14 protein-coding genes are annotated in these 19,042 nt (G+C 35.5%); 8 read left to right on the plus strand and 6 right to left on the minus strand.

Annotated elements, in window-relative coordinates:
* Positions 1–13: 13 nt before the first annotated feature.
* The 6 genes from surE to AABM58_RS01555 form a co-directional block, all read right to left on the minus strand.
* Positions 14–766 (minus strand): 5'/3'-nucleotidase SurE, encoded by a 753-nt coding sequence (gene surE, locus AABM58_RS01530; RefSeq protein WP_265025776.1) that lies wholly within the window; start codon positions 764–766, stop codon positions 14–16.
* A 1,038-nt stretch (positions 767–1,804) separates the two neighbouring features.
* Positions 1,805–3,148, minus strand: a complete 1,344-nt coding sequence (gene ffh, locus AABM58_RS01535) for a signal recognition particle protein (RefSeq protein ID WP_338406107.1) — start codon at positions 3,146–3,148, stop codon at positions 1,805–1,807.
* Positions 3,133–4,692: a proton-conducting transporter transmembrane domain-containing protein gene (locus AABM58_RS01540; protein WP_338406108.1), complete on the minus strand. Its 1,560-nt coding sequence runs from the start codon at positions 4,690–4,692 to the stop codon at positions 3,133–3,135. Before AABM58_RS01540 ends, ffh begins: the two co-directional genes overlap by 16 nt.
* An 811-nt stretch (positions 4,693–5,503) precedes the next feature.
* The gene (locus tag AABM58_RS01545) at positions 5,504–6,877 is read right to left on the minus strand and encodes a hypothetical protein (RefSeq protein ID WP_338406109.1); all 1,374 of its coding nucleotides are present in this window, start codon (positions 6,875–6,877) and stop codon (positions 5,504–5,506) included.
* A 130-nt stretch (positions 6,878–7,007) separates the two neighbouring features.
* Positions 7,008–10,463 carry a carbamoyl-phosphate synthase large subunit gene (gene carB, locus AABM58_RS01550; protein ID WP_338406110.1) on the minus strand — a complete coding sequence of 1,152 codons (3,456 nt, stop codon included), beginning with the start codon at positions 10,461–10,463 and terminating at the stop codon, positions 7,008–7,010.
* A 409-nt stretch (positions 10,464–10,872) separates the two neighbouring features.
* Entirely contained in the window at positions 10,873–11,985 is a 1,113-nt protein-coding gene (locus AABM58_RS01555; RefSeq protein ID WP_338406111.1) for a hypothetical protein, read from the minus strand.
* A gap of 152 nt (positions 11,986–12,137) precedes the next feature.
* Between AABM58_RS01555 and AABM58_RS01560 the strand changes: the two genes are divergently transcribed.
* The 8 genes from AABM58_RS01560 to AABM58_RS01595 all read left to right on the plus strand — a co-directional run bounded on the left by AABM58_RS01560 (position 12,138) and on the right by AABM58_RS01595 (position 19,040).
* Positions 12,138–12,776 carry an HAD family hydrolase gene (locus AABM58_RS01560; protein ID WP_338406112.1) on the plus strand — a complete coding sequence of 213 codons (639 nt, stop codon included), beginning with the start codon at positions 12,138–12,140 and terminating at the stop codon, positions 12,774–12,776.
* Positions 12,776–13,270 (plus strand): RDD family protein, encoded by a 495-nt coding sequence (locus AABM58_RS01565; protein ID WP_338406113.1) that lies wholly within the window; start codon positions 12,776–12,778, stop codon positions 13,268–13,270. The genes AABM58_RS01560 and AABM58_RS01565 overlap by 1 nt, the downstream gene beginning before the upstream one ends.
* Before the next feature lie 59 nt (positions 13,271–13,329).
* The gene (bfr, locus tag AABM58_RS01570; RefSeq protein ID WP_264723057.1) at positions 13,330–13,806 is read left to right on the plus strand and encodes a bacterioferritin; all 477 of its coding nucleotides are present in this window, start codon (positions 13,330–13,332) and stop codon (positions 13,804–13,806) included.
* 1 nt (position 13,807) lies between these two features.
* On the plus strand, positions 13,808–14,425 hold the full coding sequence (locus AABM58_RS01575) for an SURF1 family protein (RefSeq protein ID WP_338406114.1): 618 nt from the start codon (positions 13,808–13,810) through the stop codon (positions 14,423–14,425).
* A gap of 1,393 nt (positions 14,426–15,818) precedes the next feature.
* The gene (locus AABM58_RS01580; protein WP_338406115.1) at positions 15,819–16,340 is read left to right on the plus strand and encodes a cytochrome b; all 522 of its coding nucleotides are present in this window, start codon (positions 15,819–15,821) and stop codon (positions 16,338–16,340) included.
* Positions 16,341–16,345: 5 nt separating this feature from the next.
* Positions 16,346–17,374 carry an NAD(P)H-dependent flavin oxidoreductase gene (locus AABM58_RS01585; protein WP_338406116.1) on the plus strand — a complete coding sequence of 343 codons (1,029 nt, stop codon included), beginning with the start codon at positions 16,346–16,348 and terminating at the stop codon, positions 17,372–17,374.
* A gap of 122 nt (positions 17,375–17,496) precedes the next feature.
* A complete protein-coding gene (locus AABM58_RS01590) occupies positions 17,497–18,564 on the plus strand; it encodes a hypothetical protein (RefSeq protein WP_338406117.1) in 1,068 nt (355 codons plus the stop codon).
* A gap of 101 nt (positions 18,565–18,665) precedes the next feature.
* Positions 18,666–19,040 (plus strand): hypothetical protein, encoded by a 375-nt coding sequence (locus AABM58_RS01595; RefSeq protein ID WP_338406118.1) that lies wholly within the window; start codon positions 18,666–18,668, stop codon positions 19,038–19,040.
* The last annotated feature ends 2 nt before the right edge of the window (positions 19,041–19,042 follow it).

A 19,042-nucleotide genomic window follows, 5' to 3' on the forward strand; every position in this document is an offset into this window, starting at 1 on the left:
GCAAATGTTTTTTTCAGTCAGCTATAGAAGAAAATTCGTCTGCACAAGAATTTTTCATAGCATTCAATGTATCATAATCTGTAAAATCTAATTTTACTGGTGTGATAGTAATAAATCCTTCTTTTATTTTATTTACACTACCACTGCCTGAGTGCTCTCGAGACCAATTTAAGCTAAAAGAGCCATTCGAATTTTCAGTAAAAGTTAAATCCCCATCAATGTTATATTCACCTTGTTCAGCAAATTCTACTCCTTTTACTTTTTCCGTAGCAGGAAAATTTACACTCATCACTATGTTTTTAGGCCAACCAACCTTAACTAGCTTGGCAATAACCTTTGGTGCAAAAACCTTTGTATTGTGCCAGTCTATTTTATCATGATAAACTTGGCTTAGCGCAATAGAAGGTATAGACCTTGCAGCACCTTCCATTACAGCACCAATTGTTCCTGAATAACAAATATCGTCCCCGACATTTGATCCAATATTTACTCCGGACAATATTAAGTCTGGTTTTTTATTCATAACTTTATTTAGCGCAATAATGACACAATCTGCAGGAGTACCAGACACACTAAATTCCCTTTCACTATGTTGTTTTATTCCAATAGATTGTTTCACTGGATAATCAAGAGATCTTGCAGCTCCGCTTCTATCAGTATCTGGTGCCACTATCCATATTTCTGACGCAAAATTCCGTGCAATCTCTTTGAGTAATTTTATTCCTTCACTTCCAAAGCCATCATCGTTTGTTATTAATATTATCATATACAATACTCAGCTATACAGCTCCAAATTATGTAAATCACTGGCTGTAAATAAACTCATGAGGCTTTAAGTTTCTTTGCATAACTATGAACTGTAACAAAAAACCTGCTGTAAATCAACAGATTTCTTGCACAGGCCATAACTGTCATTACAATAGAAACGAAAAACTTCCTTGACAAACTCCGCCAGTCCTCTTATCATGATAGTGAAGCTATTTATTTATCTTCTCTGTACAGATTAAATGACAAAAAAACTCACGTATCTGGCGTCTCATGTTTAATTTTTTGCACTATGTGCACTCTATGTCTTTATCAAATTTCTGGGTTTTTACCTACACAAGCTGAAATACGCTTATAAAGCATTTAAAACATTAAAAAACGCCAACTTAAAAAATGGATAGTGAATAATTAGCTACCTTAGGGTTTCTTTTGCCTTTTTTTCTGTTTAGTAAATTTCTTAACGTTTATAATTTAGATTAGTTGCGGTTTAAAAGCAGCTGAATCGCGGTTATTAAGCGTTTAGAATAAAAAAACGCCATACTTGAAAGTATAATGTAAGTAATTAGCCAACCACGGGGCTTCTTTTGCCTTTTTTTTCGTTTGGTAAATTTCTTAATGTTTATGGCTAAACGACAACCGTCATCCCGCTGCTTGTTAGCGGCTGCTTACTATTACCCACAAATATAAATGTTTGTTGCATAGCTCTTAATGGCATAACTTTTGCTTGAAATAACTGTTTATATGGTGCAATTTACAGCTTTTAGTTGCTAAAATTATAACTCTTAGTTTAATAATTTTAATCTAATAAGCTTTCAGGTTAATAAAATTAAATCATTTGAGTAAATACAATACTATGTTTTTATTTGTGGGTAATAGTAAGTAGCGGATGAGATACCGCGAATGAATCGCGGTATGACGTGTTGCTTGGGTCAGCTATAGTATTTCCTAAAATTAATAATAAATTTCTTGGCTAGCAAGAAGCTGTAAATTTTTTTGCGAGACCTAAGCCGGCTTTTGATATAGCTAAAGGTAAGGTCACTCACTTTCTGCTCAGCATATCCATCAAATCAGATTCTTTGAGTTTACTATGGTCAACTTTACTGAACTTATTTACCATAGGGCTCATTTGATTGTACTTCTTAATCAGAAGATTAACGTCAGTTACACTTGTTCCGGACCCCTTAGAAATTCTAAGTCTTCTTTTGCCATTTAAAATATCTGGATTTTGCCTTTCTTTTTCAGTCATTGAGTTTATGATGGCTATATATTTTTTCACTTTATTGTCATCTGGCACACTGCTACTTAGCTTTTTTGTGAATGAACTAGGAAAGAATTTCATTATGTTGCTAATGCCATCCATTTTACTCAGAGTTTTTAACATTCCCACTAGGTCGTTTAGGTCGAATTTACCCTTTTTTACTTTCTTTTGTAACTTATCAATTTCTTCCTGACCAACAATCTCAGCAGCTTTTTCAACCAATGAGACAACATCACCCATGCTAAGTATCCTTTTTGCAATTCTATCGGGATAAAAATCATCGAGGTCACTTAATTTTTCACCACAAGCAATAAATTTAATTGGACAATCGGCGATCATTTTCATAGAAAGAGCAGCACCACCACGTGCATCACCATCAACACGGGTAAGAATAATGCCGGTTACACCTATTACCTCATTGAATGATTTGGCAATGTTGACCGCATCCTGGCCTATCATTGCGTCGGCTACTAAAATAACTTCTGTAGGTGAAGCTATTTCCTTTACGGCTTTCAACTCATTCATCATATTATTGTCAATATGAAGCCTGCCTGCAGTGTCTAGTATTAATACATCATAATTATCGTTCTTTGCTGCTGCCAGTGCCCTTTTTGTAATTGCAATAGGCTCCTCATTTATTACTATAGATAAAGTTTGTACGTCTATTTGTTTACCCAGCACCTCAAGTTGTTTCTGGGCAGCCGGCCTATAAATGTCTAAAGAGGCAAGCATCACTTTTTTCTTTTGCTTTTTTAGCTTTAAAGCAAGCTTTCCTGAGGTGGTTGTTTTACCTGCACCTTGTAAGCCCACCATCATAATCACAGCAGGGGGTTTAACTGCTAGATTTAAGTCACTTTTCTCTGATCCGAGAACTGCAACTAAATTATCCTGCACAATTTTGATTATCATTTGTGCTGGAGAAACGCTTTTTATGACTTTTTCCCCAATCACTTTATCTTTAATGTCGTTGATGAATTTTTTTGCAACTTCAAGTGAAACGTCAGCTTCAATTAAGGCTATGCGTATTTCACGCATGGCAAGATTAAAATCATCTTCAGAAATGATTGACTTTCCTCTTAGTTTACTAAATACAGAATTTAAACTTTCGGTTAACGACTTAAACATAATAGCATTAGTAGAATACTCATTAAAAAGAGAGAAGAAGCTGAAACAAAACTCACTGAGTTATAACTCAGCACTTCTTTAAGTTTAGTAATATTATTAAAGTATAAACCAACAAGTGGATTAGTCAAGTTTTGCACTACGCTGGCAAACATTTCTCTAGTTTTAGAGACTAACTGATTGAACAGCAAGATAATATAGGGTATGAAAGCTCTAAAAATCCAATCAACATCCATTTTAAAATTTACTCTCGGGTAAAATAACTTGCGTAAAGGAATAAACAATAAAGTGGTACATAGTAATAAATTAAATTGCGACCAAATATTTTTTGTGTTGTACGCAAGATTAAAAATTGAAGGCTTATTGTAAATAGGTAAGTAAGGATTGCCAGCAATAATGCATATAAATGCTAAAATAATCATAGTCATTTTTCCTCCCCCCTCTGCTAAAGGTTTTGACTTACTTTTCGCAATAAATAAATAATAAAGAAACTTGAGCCCCACGCTTAAATAAAGCAGCAAATTTAGAGTCTTATATAAGTTTTTATACACTTCTAAATTAGCACCACTTGCTTCAATCTCGGCTGTAATGTATGATTTGCTAATAAATCCAGCGGTTCCAGGAAATGCAGCCATTGTAAGTATTGCGATTATAGCACACATGCCTTCCACTGACATCAGTTTGCCTACTCCATTAAAACTAATTGTTTTTGTTCGTGAAATAATCGAATTGCTGACCACAAACAATAATGATTGATAAACAAGAGAGAAGATTATATGCAGTATCAAAATTGGTATTGCCTTTTCCGAAGGGCTGAGTAAACCTCCTGCAATAATCAGCAAGCCCATTTGTCCTACAATATTATAGCATAAAAATCTACGAATATTTTGCTCAAGAGAAGCAAATATAATGCTGTAAATTGCAGTGATGGCGCCTACAAGCGCTAACATTTCAGTACAATCTTGCCATAGGTTATAAGTGTGTAAAAGCATCACTAAAAAAGAGACTTTAGTGGTAAATAAAGAGAGATATGTGGTGCCATGTAGCGATGCAGCAGGATATGCATCAACAACCCAAAACGAAAAAGGAAAACAAGCGCAGTTTATCAATAAACCCAAAATTATCAGGTTAGTGCTTTGAAGTGCCAATCCTGCTATTAATATAACTCCAACGAAAAAGTGTACACAAGCGTACCTTATTGCAGGTCCACTATCTCTACAGCTAGCTGCGATAATAAAAAATGCACTGACGGTCATTAATTCACAGAATATTATAACCAATATCATATGTTCAGATAAAACTGCATAAAGTGAACTAATAGTGTAAGCAGCAAAAGATAGCATTTCTGAAAAAGTCAAATTTTGTGCTGGTAGAACAGCTAAAAATGCAACTGATAAAAAAGATATTAGTATGGTACGAAAAGATAAATCAAAATCTAGAATTGGGAGAGACCAATTTACTGCAATGCTCAAATTTTCGGGTAACTTTAGGACTATAACTATTAATACAGTCAGTAGAAGTAACAGTGACGATTTATAAAGTTGCACAATAATTTAAACCAATATGGTTTATGCTACCTCAATATATGAATAAAATCAATTTGCATATTAACCACTAATTAAACTAATTATCATATAATTATATCAGAGTTTAGAGGGTTATAGAGAAACCGGTCAGATTAGGTTTTTAATCTAATCTGACCGATAGCTTTAATAGTGAGGTAAGCTTTAATATAGCATTCTTCATTCACAATGCTACACTCGTGCATAATTTATTTTTAATTTGTGCACGAGCGTTAGTAAATTATTTACTTTTTGAAATAAAATTTGGCATCACTTTAATATTGAGACTTAGTAAACCTCAGTAGGGCTGCCAGTTGGGCCCATAAGAATTATTTGCTCGCCTTCTCTTAAGTGTCTGCATAAATTAGTGGAGCCGCCAGCTTTCGGTGCACTAATTCGACTTTTATGACCTTTGCAGTGTTTGAAAGAATTCTTCGTTAATCCGGTCTTTAACGCTTTTTTTCTATAGCTAGCACAGGTCTGCACGTCATACCGCCGCGGTATCTCTAGATCCCGCTAACAAGTAGCGGAATATTAAATTGTTGTAAGTTACTTCAGCTATAGATCCCTGTATCAAGTACACAACTGTACGAACATTGCAATATGGCACATAGTAAACGATGTCATGAAAGTAGCTGATACTGGAATTCAGAAAAAAAGGATGATGTCATTCCAGTCTGGGATCTAGAAAACTTAACTTTAAATAAGTGGCTGCATAATAAAGACTAGATTCCAGTGTCAGCTACTTGCATGACATCATAGGGGCACTGCCGTCTTGGATGGAAACCAGTGTCAGCTACTTGCATAACACCCATTTGTTCCTACAGTTGTCTTGTCTCATTACCATATCTCGCCACTTTGCTGGACGGATACCCTGTTCTTTAGTTTTGTGATTTGTTTCCGTCCAGGAAAATGAAATGTCCTCTAGGTGAGATTGTGGAGTATTCGTTGCAGCATTTGGCTGTGCAATCATTGGTATAATACTTCTATTTCTTTCAAAATTTCCATCTCGTATAGCTTCCAGAACGCTTTTTCCTCCTAAAAGACAGTTTTCTCCTAAACTTAATTCACTTTTTTTTAATTCTTGAAATACTTTTTCACTACTTTCATCAAGCTTTACTTCTATTTCATTACTATCTTCCTTAGGATTTAGATGAATACTGATTTTTCCTGCTTCACTATCAAAAGATAATGTTACACCTTGCTTACAAACATCCAGATAATTTCTTTTTCCGTTGTCGCTTTCAACTCTTACTATACTTTTCCCAATTTGCAGTATACCAACTCTTAATTTTAAACCTTTATTCTTTCCATTGCTTAGGATTTTTGCAACTTCAACAGTACTATCTTGTGGATATTTTATATAAAAACATCCATTATCCATCTCTACTCCTAATTCATCCTTTTTGGTTTGCTTATCTTTGTTTACAATACTTTCATATGCTACATTTTTTAGATTATTTTTAATTTTCCCACATTTCGCAAGGATACTATTTGTATAATTAGAATCAAGAGTTACATGTCCTAGCTCAACATCAAAGAAGGTATATTCTTTTACTTTCCCACCTTTTGAGAATAAACTTTTAATGATCTTCCTCATGATTTCTTTACTTTCATCTGATAATATTTCTTTATCACAATCAGAATGATCTTTTCTATTGGCAGGAGACATACCTTCATTGAGAGTAGCGTGCACCACTTCCTCAAATACTAAATTTGTTACAGTTTTATAATGCTCACCGTAACATGCGTTTAGTCTTATCCCTTCCTTTAAATATGTCTCTGTTATTTCTTGAATAAACCTTAAAGCACTTCTTTGGTTATTTTCTTTTTCCACATTTTCCATCTCCTTACAAAACTCACCAATCAGCTTCTCTTCATTTTCAGTTAATGGTATTTCTAGATCCATTAAAAGTGAGCCATCGTCCAAAAAATAAGAATAACCTGGACTGCAGCTCGAATTTGAGTTCCAATCACTTGATTCAGTAAAGCGTCTATCAGCGGAACTATCATCTGAACCATGATCACTTTCGCCTAACCTAATATCAGTTAGTGTTGGATCATATAATTCTTGGGTATTTCTTGCTTCTGTTTTCCTCGTCTTACGCAACGGATAAGGCTGATAAAATTCAGTTAATTGTACTAATTTCTTTTTTACTCCACCAGTCATGTTATATAACCATTACCCACTAATTCTTTGACAGATAACACAATACATAAGTAAGTCAATAAAAATATTTAACTTACATCCCTCTACCACGATTTCGAGATAGAGTAGTGAATTATTCTAGTTTTAGTACTTAAATGTTTTGTATCTGCTGTAATGATTTCACTTCCAATTTGCTATTCTTTACATATTGAATTGCAAGCACTAACGCTTTACTCCCAGAAGCTGTGGTGCTGTAAGCTATATTTTGCAAAATAGCAGTTCTCCTGATATCTTTGCTGTCTGAGACTGATTTCACACCTTTTGAGGTATTGATCACTAGATTTATTTTTCCATCTTTGAGCATATCAACGATGTGGGGTCTGCCTTCTCTCACTTTATTTACAGCTTTTGCAGCAATGCCGTTATTGTTCAGATACAAAGCCGTACCTTTGGTTGCATATATTTCAAAACTCAGTTCTTTCAACATTCGTACAACAGGCAATATATACTCTTTATCATCATCTTTTACTGAAACCAGAGCTGCTCCTTCTGTTGGTAACTTGTATCCTGCAGCCATGTGCACTTTTGCAAGTGCAGCTTCGAAAGATGAGTCGATTCCCATCACTTCTCCTGTTGATTTCATTTCAGGACCAAGTAGAATATCAATTCCCGAAAAGCGCGTGAATGGAAAAACAGCAGCTTTAACTGCAAAATGATTGAAAGGCTTGTTTTCCTGATTCAATTTTTTACCCAAAATAACCTGAGTGGCAAGCTTTGCAATAGGAATATTGATTACCTTGGAAATAAAAGGAACGGTTCGACTAGCCCTTAAATTCACTTCAAGTATGTATACATCACTAGACCTCTTGCATAACTCGATTTCTGAAGGCAATTTTGTCGTCAAAGCTTGTCTGCGCTCCTCAAATACATTCGAGTATTCTGTGGTGCTCATCTGCACTTTTTCTAAAAATTTCTCATCACAAACAGGTTCTGCAAGAGGTCTATTCTCTTGAACAGCAAACTGAATGTTTATCAGACCTTTCACTTCTAGTGCAAGAGCTATTCTTTCAGTTTGTAGCTTAATCTCTTTTATTACTTCGTCACTCAATGTATTTGTCGGTATTGAACATGTTGAATCGCCAGAATGAATACCAGCTTCTTCAATGTGCTCCATGACCGCTGCAATGAAAACTTTTTCCCCATCACATACAGCATCAACGTCAACCTCAACTGCATTGACTAAAAATTTATCAAGAAGCAGTGACCCGTGTTCAAAAATTTTGGTTTGATCCAAGACGTACTCTTTAAAGCTCTGAGTATCGTGTCTAATCGACATAGACTGACCGCCGAGGACATATGATGGCCTGATTACTAGTGGAAACCCCACCTTTTCTGCGTTGGTTAACGCTTCTTCTACTGAATGGCAGATAGAATTTTCAGGTTGTTTTAAATTAAGTTGCAAAGCAAGATTTTTAAATCTCATGCGATCTTCTGCAAGGTCAATAGAATCAAACGAAGTTCCCAGAATTTTGAAACCTCTCTCGTTAAGCACTTTGGCTAACTTTAAAGGTGTTTGACCACCTATTTGAACTATTACACCAACCAGTGTGCCATTTTCTTGCTCTTTACTTAGTATTTCAAGCACATCCTCTGCAATCAGTGGGGCAAAATATAAACGATCAGCGGTATCGTAGTCAGTTGAAACAGTTTCTGGATTACAGTTGATCATTATTGTTTCATACCCCATTTCTTTGGCGGCAGAAGCTGCATGTACGCATGCATAATCAAACTCAATACCTTGACCAATGCGATTTGGACCACTTCCTAAAATGACAACCTTTTCTCGGTCAGAAATATTCGCCTCACATTCCGTTTTATTTTCAACATCACCCTCATAGCAGCCATACATATAAGCAGTGCTTGATTCAAATTCAGCTGCACAGGTGTCTACGCGTTTATAAACTTGTTTAATGCCAAATTTTTTTCTTATTTCTTCGATTTGTTTTACTCGATCTCCAGCGTGTAACGCTGGCTGGATCCCAGTGTCACGCACTGGGATGACATTAGAGGGTACTGAAATGACAGAGGTAGGTCTATTACTTAACTTTGCTAATCTTGCATCTGAAAATCCCATTTTTTTCATCTCTAACATTTCATATGCAGTCTCAGGAAGGCCATTTTCCTTGATTTTTTGTTCAGCTAATATAATTTGCTGTATATTCTGCAAAAACCATAAGTCATATCCTGTAATCGAATTTATTTCTTCTATGCTAATTCCGTGGCGCATTGCGTCAGCAGCAATCAGTAATCTGTTTGGTAGCAATTTTGCTAATTGAGATTTTACGTGATCAATATCAATGTTCTCAGGAAATACTTCATCAAGTCCTGTAAGATCAGTTTCAAGTGAACGAAAAGCTTTCTGCAGTGACTCATTAAAAGTGCGGCCTATAGACATTACTTCTCCCACTGATTTCATGGAGGTTGATAGTTCACAATTCGTCCCCTTAAATTTCTCAAACTCAAATCGAGGGATTTTAGTGACGATATAATCAATCACTGGTTCGAATGCTGCTGGTATTATTGGAGCACAGTCGTTACGTATTTCATCGAGCGAATAGCCAATAGCAAGTTTAGTTACAACTTTTGCAATAGGATAGCCTGTTGCTTTCGAAGCCAGTGCAGAAGAGCGAGAAACCCTTGGATTCATTTCAATTACAACGAGGCTTCCATCTTCTTTAGGATTCACTGCAAACTGAACATTTGCACCACCGGCACTAACATCAATTTCTCTCAGCACTGCTATAGATGCATTTCTCATCTGTTGGTATTCTACGTCACGCAGAGTCAAAGCAGGAGCAACAGTTATGCTGTCTCCAGTGTGCACCCCCATTGGATCAACATTTTCTATTGAACACACTATTATACAGTTATCCTTGCAGTCACGGATAACTTCCATTTCATATTCTTTCCAGCCGATAATTGATTCATCTATCTGAACTTCATTTATTGGCGAAATTTTGAGAGCACTTTCTGCGATATTGAAAAACTCCTCTTTATTATATGCTATGCCACTACCTGCACCACCAAGGGTGAATGATGAGCGGATAATTGCTGGTAATCCAACGTAATCCAAAGCCTTTTTTATTTGTTCTTGATTTTTTATAATGATACTTTTGGGGTATTTCAGTCCTATTCTATCCATGGACTGACGGAATAACTCTCTATCCTCTGCTTTTTTTATTGCTTCTCTATTTACCCCTATTAATTCTACGTTGTATTTGTCTAACACTCCATCATCTGCAAGTTTTATTGCACAATTGAGTGCTGTTTGTCCGCCCATTGTTGGCAATATTGCGTCTGGCCTCTCCTTAATTATAATTTTCTCTATGATTTCAGGCAGTACCGGCTCAATATAAGTTGCATCAGAGAATTCAGGATCTGTCATTATAGTTGCGGGGTTGGAGTTAACCAAAATGACTTTATAACCTTCGCTTTTTAATACTTTACAGCTTTGCGTTCCGGAATAATCAAATTCACATGCCTGACCTATAACTATTGGGCCTGCTCCTATTACTAATATAGATTCTATATCTGTGCGTTTTGGCATAATTACAATAACGGTCTTTATTCAAGTAATGTTACCAATCTTTCCTATAAATGTGAATTTTTATTGGACTTATATAGCAACTACTTTTAGGCTTGGCGCATAACTGTACGAACATTGCAATTTGCAGGTGGCAAGTGGTGTCATGCAAGTAGCTTGGCACTGGAATCCAGCTTTTATGTTGTATAGCGCACAATCAATTTTTCTGGATCCAAGTAGTCAGGGCACTGGGATGACACCCTTTTGGATAGAAACCAGTGTCAAGCACTGGAATGACACCGAAGGGGCTACTGGGATGACAGGGAAGGGAGGCTGCTTGGATGACACCCTTCCTAGCGAACTCAAATCACAATGTTCGCACAGTTATTGTATAATTGAATACTTTTTTAAACTAATGAAGCTTGAAAGCGGATCACCTTTCACGACCCGTGTTTACTTCATTCACTTTAGGAGTATGAATAGGCGTTATCATTGGGTTTTCAAGTTGTGTTGCTTGCTTTAAACCTTCACTTATGCTCCGATCTTGATCTAAAATCTTGTCAAAGTTTTTACTTTGTTGATGACCATTCACCACGCTAATTTCTAAGCCGGGACTTTTATGATTGAAAGACTCACCAGGTTGGACACTATATTCCTTATCATTAATATTTAAGTTAACCGCATTAGCAATATTGGGAGAAGTTGTATCTTGCTGCAGATTTTGCTTTGTCTCAGGACTATTGTATGTAATATTAATGTTGAGAGCTTTATCCTGATAATTAAAAGCCTTTTCCGGTTCTAAATTGAACTCTTTTCCATTTATATTTATGAAAGAGCTCTGATCCATACTTTTTTGTTGCATTTCATTATTTGATGTATTTTTTTGAGCCGCTTCTCTCATGTCATGAGTATTCTCCACACTCTTTTCATCCTCACCCAAAAGTTTTTCTAATATTTTCTTAACAAAGCGCTTCAGAAGACTCAAAAACCCTTCTTCTTTTTGATTTTCTTGTGGTTGAGGCGTGGTATCTTTTTTGTCCGGCTCAGTGTTGAGCTTCTCTTTTACAGAACTCTTGCTCACTGAGGAACTAACGATGTGCTCTGATGGCTGTGTATCTGTTTGTACAGAAGCCTCAGAAGTCTTTTTTTGTCCACTTTGTTCAACACTTTTACCTTCTGTTGTAGTTTCCCTAAGAGTGTTAGCTGCTTCTTGAAATTTTTTGTCATTTTTTAATTCTGCAACTTTTTCACTTGTGAAGATGCCCTTCCCTTTATATTGTTGGTCAAGCTCAGCAATTCTTTCAAAATCTTGACGTACTTTTTCATCTGCACGTCCTTCTTGACTTTCAAGTTTCTGATTCAATTCTGCAACGTTTTTCATTTTGTTCTCAAGCTCCTTATTTTTCACAGCTTTTAGAGCCTCTGTCCCTTTTGCGACATAATTAACCTTATCTTCTAATGAAGTACCTTCTGGAAAAGCACCTGGAGAACGTTCAAAGACGTCTTTAAACTTTTTTTCAACACTTTCTTGAGATGTCTGGGCCATACCTGTTACCTATTAAAACATATCATATAACCAGTATATTAGCTAATTATATAAAAAACAGTTAACATAACTTGTGGTAGAGCGTCCTATTTATATCTTTTTCATTAAAATGCTATTTACTTATTAAGTTAAAATGTATAATTATATAAGAGATGAAAGATAGCTCATTAGCAGTAGTATTCGATTGGGATAATACCTTAGTTGACACTCAAGATAATATTTTTAATGCTATTAAGCATACCATAAACTCAATGGGATATAGTAATAAAGCTGCTGATAGAAATTCCCATGAGTCGAGAAAGAGCTATATGGTCAATTTGTTTGGCGATCAGTGGAAAAAAGCAAATCAGATATATCAACAATACTTAGATAATGCGCTATTACAAAACATTGCTCTGAATCAAGGAGTAGAGAAAATGTTGCAGACACTGAAAAGCCACAATGTTTATCTAGCAATAGTAAGTAATAAGAAAAATACTAATTTACGTGAAGAAGTTACCTATTTTAAACTAGATTCTTACTTTGAAAGAGTAGTTGGGTCATGCGATACTGCAGAAGATAAACCCTCCGCAACTCCACTGCTATTTGCACTAGAAGAGAGTGCATTGCCTATAAATAGAGAAAATGTGTTTTTTGTTGGTGATAGCATCACGGATATTTTGTGTGCACAAAATGCCAATTGTTTACCTATTATATATGGCCAATCAATAAGCGGTTATGAAGATTTGTTATGTTTTCAACATTTTGATAAACTTACAGATTTTATAATAAAGTATTTAGAAGATAGGTAATGACCGCTGTTACAGAGATTGCCAGTATAACAAGACGCTTTTGCGCATATTTAATAGATGTAGCAATTTTATTAATTCCAACTTTATTAATTATACTGCTATTAGAGGATTCTCCGTTGATATTACATCTATCATACATGTGTGTAAATTGTAGTTACTTCACATATTTTATATCTTCAAAGGCCCAAGCAACTCCCGGTCAACAGTTACTGAATATATATACTATCAATTTAGATAATTCTAAAATAGACTTGAATTTAGCGTTTGACAGAAGCACTTCCCAGTTTTTTCTTCCTCTGTTAAACAGTGTAGTAGTTGTCCTTACTGAACTTTTGCAAGATCAGGAAGTATTAGTGAATGTCTTGAGTGCATTGAAAGTAATGATAGTGCTACTCACTCTCTGCTGGTATCTAGTTGCTTGTTTTTCTAAAAAGAAACAGACATACCACGACATGCTATTTAATACGGTTGTTATCAAAGGAACTATTAAATAAGTTGCTATAACTATCGTTATCATATAAATTATGCTGATAAATTGAACTAAGGGAAGATTATGAATGAAGAGATAGTAAAATGTTTGAATAAATTATTGACCAATGAGCTGACTTCTGTACGCCAGTATCTTTTGCATTTTGCGGTTCTCAAAAACAATGGAATTAATAGACTTGCAGAAAAGGTAAAAAATGAGCTTAACGAAGAACTTGAACATGCAAACAAGTTGGCAGAAAGAATTTTGTTATTTAAAGGAGTTCCAAATTTTCAGGATACAAACGAAATATCAAAGCATGATGGAAAGTTTACAAAAGACACAATACGGAAAATCTTAGAAGCTAATTTGAAATTAGAGGGAAAAGGTATTAAGGATATCAAAGAAACGATTTCTATCGCTGAGAAAGAAAAAGATTTTGTTAGTGTAATGTTATTAGAAGAGATGTTAAAAAATGAAGAAGAGCACTTCCATTGGATTGAGAAACAGATTGACCTTATTGAACTAATGGGTGTTGAAAACTATTTAAGAACACAAATATAGAGTGTTAAAAAAAATAGTATTTATTTTAATTGTACCTTGCTTGCTCCTTTTTTTATTAGGATTATGGCAAGTATTCAGATTGAACTGGAAGAATAATATTATCAAAAATATGAGTCTTCCAGTTGTTCATCTATTGCCCAATAACGACCTTGAAAAATTTAACTATAGGCATGTCAAGATTGATGGGATTCTAAGTGACATAGAACTATATGTTTTTGCAGGACAACATGGCTATCATGTGTTATCTCCTATGCTACTTACTACTGGAAATTATATGCTAGTGAACAAAGGAATAGTTAAAGAAAAAAAAGAGGAAAAAGCAAAAATTGAAAAAGTAGCTGCAGGTGGAGTTTTATATTGCAATAGCAGTAAAAGCAAAAATTGGTTTATCAAGAACGATACTGCTTCGAATACATGGTTTACCCTGAATACAGAAGAAATTTCCAATGAGTTAGGTATTAAGCTAGAGAAGTGTGTATTGTGGCCGAACAATTTTGGCAGCAAGTTAGCTATACAGCCAATGAAGCATTTGGAATATGCAATCACTTGGTTTGCACTTTCCTTAACTTGGTTGATTATGTGCGTAATTTACCATAGGCAAAACCTCAATAAAGCTTGAAGCTTTCTGTACATAAAATTAGAGGTATCTGTTCTCCCAATGGCGTCAACTTAAGGAAAAATATCGGTGATAGTGTATAAAATTTCTCTCTAAATTTTTTATCATTAAATTATCCAAAGAGTGCAATAAACAGCACTTTTGTTTCTGTTTTATTGCAACAAAGAAGTCTAAAATGTGTCCTTAAGTTGACACCATTGTCTGTTCTCCCTCGTCATACCGTCACGGTATCTCTAGATCCCGCTAACAAGCAGCGGGATGACGAGCTTATCGTCATGTCACCACAAACCGTCATACCGTCACGGTATCTCAGCCGTTAACAAGTAGCGGAATGACAGCAGTCCTACGTCATACCGCGATTCATTCGCGGTATCTCTAGATCCCGCTAACAAGTAGCGGGATGACTGTTGTCAGGCCAGCGCCCCTATGATGTCATGCAAGTAGCTGACACTGGAATCCAGGAAAAAGAATGGTGTCATCCGAGTAGCCCCTTCGGTGTCATCCCAGCGCCCCTATGATGTCATCCGAGTAGCTGACACTGGTTTACTTTATGATGGTGTCATCCCAGTACTCCTTTTTTTGTCATCCCAGTGCCCAGACACTGGGATCCAGTTTCACCTTATGATGGTGTCATGCAAGTAGCTGACACTGGAATCCAGACTTTAATTGTTATACTTGTAAATAAGTCTGGTGAAAATAAACGTTCATCTCAAAATGCAGTATTTTTGTTGAAATAGCTCAACTGGATTCCAGCGTCACGCGCTGGAATGACACCATTTTCGGTCTCTTAAATTACTTTAGCTATAAATATTTAAGAAATTTACCAAACGAAAAAAAAGGCAAAAGAAGCCCTAGTCATTGTCTATTTTCAGTATTGGCGTTTTTTAAGTCTTAAACACTGCAATTTAGCTGCTTTTAAATGCAACTAACCTTAGCTTTAATATTTAAGAAATTTACTAAGCAGAAAAAAAGGCAAAGAAGCCCCGTGGTGCGAGTTTTGACCCTCTAATACTTTAAATTGGCGCTGTAATAATGTGCTAACGCTTAAAATAAGCGCGATTTGGCTGAATGTAGAAAAATTTTAAAAGACATGCAGCCGCTATAATTTTATGTAATCCGCCAAAAAATACCCTGAGTTTTTTACTGAATTTTGTCATTGAGCCTGCAGGTCAAAAACAAGTTTTGAGTCATAAATACCCTTATTGTCATGATAAGGGGGCTGGCGGAGTTTGTCAAGTAAGTTTTTCGTTTAATCCGTTTCTATGGCTTAGGTGCCCTTGACTCCCGGCTGGGTCGAATTTGTATAGCTACATTGTTGGTAAATCTAAATTGCTTTAATAATTTTGATTGAAAAATAGTTTTTCTATTATATAAATGCTACTTTAGAGTAATCAAAATGGAAGACAATAAATATAGCCTAGGTTTAAGAGTTATCCATTGGTTGATGGCTGTTTTTATTATCGGTATGCTTTGTTCTGGACTTTATATGAAAAGCTTACCACTTAGCAATGAAATTAAGTTCAACATATACGCTATTCATAAGGCTTGCGGTATCACTATTCTTGGATTAATCATAGTACGCATATTTTTTCGCGTCTTTACTTATGTTCCACCACTTCCAGCAAATTTTTCTCGGTTTGTAATCAATACAAGTAAAGCAGTGCACTTTGGTTTATATTCTTTAATGGTGCTAATGCCACTATCTGGCTATGTTATGTCTTCTGCTTCTGGCAAACAGATCAAGTATTTTTTTCATATCCCTTTGTTGATTAATCAAAACAAAGACCTAGCTAACACGGCTAATCAGCTACATTCGATGCTTGCATATTTTATGGTACTCTTTATAATCTTACATATACTTGGCGCTTTGAAACACACATTTATAGATAAACAAAACATTTTTAAACGCATGATATAGGTTATATGTTAAGTAGCCTCTGGAAAAAAGGAACAGATTTTCTTGGCAGTGAGTTTGCGATAATGGGTGGTGCTATGAGCTGGGTTTCAGAGAGAAATTTGGTTTCGGCAATCTCAAACGCTGGAGGTTTTGGTGTGATTGCATGCGGTGCAATGTTTCCAGACCTATTGAAAAAAGAAATCATAGAGACGCAGCAATTAACTAACAAGCCATTTGGTGTGAATCTAATTACTATGCACCCAAAGTTGAGTGAGTTGATAGATGTGTGCATTGAAACAAAAGTAAGCCATATAGTGCTTGCCGGTGGACTACCAACAAAGCCTAATATAGAAAAAATCAAGGGTGCGGGTATTAAAGTTATGTGCTTTGCACCAGCATTAAGCCTTGCGAAAAGGTTAGTAAAAATGGGAGTAGATGCGTTAATAATAGAAGGAATGGAAGCAGGCGGGCACATAGGGCCAGTTAGCACTTCTGTTCTCGCACAAGAGATATTGCCTCATTTTAAAAACGAACAAATACCAGTGTTTGTTGCAGGTGGAATAGGAAGAGGTGAAATGATAGTTAATTACTTAGAAATGGGAGTAAGTGGCTGTCAAATAGGTACATTATTTGTCTGCACTAATGAGTCAATTGCCCACAAAAATTTTAAGGAAGTGTTTATTAAATCGGCCGCACGTAATGCAATACCTTCTGTACAGATAAGTGCTGATTTTCCTGTAATTCCAGTAAGAGCTATAGCCAACAAAGCAAGCGATGACTTCATGAAGCGTCAAAAAGAAGTTATTGATGAATACCAAAAGGGACAGATCTCCAAAGAAGATGGGCAGCTTGAAATAGAAAAGTTCTGGGCTGGTGCTTTAAGAAGAGCAGTGATTGAAGGAGATGTTGAAACGGGATCTTTAATGGCTGGCCAAAGTGTTGGCATGGTTGATAGGGAAAAGCCTGTGAAAGAAGTAGTGGATATGTTAGTTCAACAGGCAAACAATTATATTGAGAGCAAATCTGTAGAAGTAGAAAACCCAGAAAGCAAATAGTTAAGCGACCTCACAATAAGCAAGTTGCCATTAATTATCCATAATATGGCATAATTATCCAATTTTAATGTAAAATTAACGCTAAAGAGGTATCTATACATTTTATTTGTATGGAGGAGTCTATGCCAGGTACTTCAAAAAAACCTCAGAATAATAAAGAAGTTATTAACCAACAATTGCACGGCACTATATACAAAAAGGTAACAAAAAAAACACATAATCATGAAAGCCCAAAAAAAAATGGAGATGGAACTATCACAAAATGCATAGGGTTGTTCAAAAAAGGGGCTGACCCTGAGGTATTAACTAAATTAGAAAAATCGCTGAAAGAGCAAGAAGAATCTCATGGTTATTATATCAAAAACTTTCTTCTTGCGTTGAAAGCAGAAATAATGGAATCAAAGGTCGAATTTCCAGTATCTAACAATGAAATAGAACAATTACAAAGATCACCAACAAGAAGAGGGAAAATATTAGAAATAATTTCAGGGATTATTAAAAGGAGCAGCAATAAAGATTCAAAAATAGAAGAACAACCTATTAATTCCATAAAAAAAGAGATCCCAGTGTTAAGCACTGGGATGACAGAAAATAATGTAGAAAGTCTAACTAAAGAAGAAGTATATGCTAGTAGCTCAGATAGTAGAGTAAGTTCACGCAAACCGAGTGAAGAAAGTTTAGAATCACCAATAAGTAGTAGAAGGAGCAGTATGAGCTCAATATTAAGCTCTGCTGGAGAAGGTAATGATCCAGTATTGTCAGAACAGATTGCAGAAAAAAAGCCACAGGTGCAAGAAAATGAAAACTCAGATGGTCAAGAGGGAAAAATTCCAAGCCAAGTTAAGGGAGAGCTGAAATCAAATGATAAAGAGCCTGAACTAGCATTACTTGAAGAACAAAAGAAGGAAGCTGTTTTAAGTAAACAAGAAGCTTCTAATAAGGAAAATAATAGTGAAGTTAAACAACCCAATAACAGAAATCTTCACGTTGCACTTGTAGCAGGTTGTGCTCTCTCCACAATAGGGTGCATTGTTGCAGGAGCAATGACATCAGGATTGATAGGAGCAGGACTACTTGCTATGGCTGCAGTGTTTGCTATAGCAGCAGTAGCTGAATTGCATTCAAACTTCCTATCAAGTAAATTAACATCCATTAATGTGAGTCCTCTTGTTGATGGTAAACAGCGGTAAAAATTAAATATATGTTACTTGTAGTGGATAAGTGAATTCAGTTCTTGCTTGTTGATATAAAAGTTGTTATATTTGAGGAATATTTAAAGGGTGTTTAGTTGATGCGCATTCAATTGAATAAAGTTTTGGTTTTTATAGCCTTATTAAGTTTCATTTTTGCATCATATTCTAGCGAAGCAAGTTCGGCGAGTGATGAATTAAAGGATGTACAAGAAACGGTAAAAAATTTTATTTCTTCATTTTCAATTAAAGATACTGTAGAAAATATGAGTCCTTCAACAATCATAGGGTTGTGTATAGCTGCGGTGATACTTGCAATAGTGTTTAGAGGTCTGATCTTTTTTATGATAATGTTTGGTGTGTTAGTCATAATGTTTGGTAGCACAGAAAAGGCAACAGACTACTTAAAAGAAAAATTTAACTTTACAAAAGATATAAAATTACAATCCGATAGCGAAAAAAAAGATAAAAATTAAGA

Origin of the sequence: Wolbachia endosymbiont (group A) of Longitarsus flavicornis, from assembly GCF_963931955.1 — a bacterium.
Classification (GTDB): domain Bacteria; phylum Pseudomonadota; class Alphaproteobacteria; order Rickettsiales; family Anaplasmataceae; genus Wolbachia.

Coding starts and splice junctions, on each gene's coding strand:
- surE (WP_265025776.1), bottom strand. CDS start 766: ATGATAATATTAATAACAAACGATGATGGCTTTGGAAGTGAAGGAATA.
- ffh (WP_338406107.1), bottom strand. CDS start 3,148: ATGTTTAAGTCGTTAACCGAAAGTTTAAATTCTGTATTTAGTAAACTA.
- AABM58_RS01545 (WP_338406109.1), bottom strand. CDS start 6,877: ATGACTGGTGGAGTAAAAAAGAAATTAGTACAATTAACTGAATTTTAT.
- carB (WP_338406110.1), bottom strand. CDS start 10,463: ATGCCAAAACGCACAGATATAGAATCTATATTAGTAATAGGAGCAGGC.
- AABM58_RS01555 (WP_338406111.1), bottom strand. CDS start 11,985: ATGGCCCAGACATCTCAAGAAAGTGTTGAAAAAAAGTTTAAAGACGTC.
- AABM58_RS01560 (WP_338406112.1), top strand. CDS start 12,138: ATGAAAGATAGCTCATTAGCAGTAGTATTCGATTGGGATAATACCTTA.
- AABM58_RS01565 (WP_338406113.1), top strand. CDS start 12,776: ATGACCGCTGTTACAGAGATTGCCAGTATAACAAGACGCTTTTGCGCA.
- bfr (WP_264723057.1), top strand. CDS start 13,330: ATGAATGAAGAGATAGTAAAATGTTTGAATAAATTATTGACCAATGAG.
- AABM58_RS01580 (WP_338406115.1), top strand. CDS start 15,819: ATGGAAGACAATAAATATAGCCTAGGTTTAAGAGTTATCCATTGGTTG.
- AABM58_RS01585 (WP_338406116.1), top strand. CDS start 16,346: ATGTTAAGTAGCCTCTGGAAAAAAGGAACAGATTTTCTTGGCAGTGAG.
- AABM58_RS01590 (WP_338406117.1), top strand. CDS start 17,497: ATGCCAGGTACTTCAAAAAAACCTCAGAATAATAAAGAAGTTATTAAC.
- AABM58_RS01595 (WP_338406118.1), top strand. CDS start 18,666: ATGCGCATTCAATTGAATAAAGTTTTGGTTTTTATAGCCTTATTAAGT.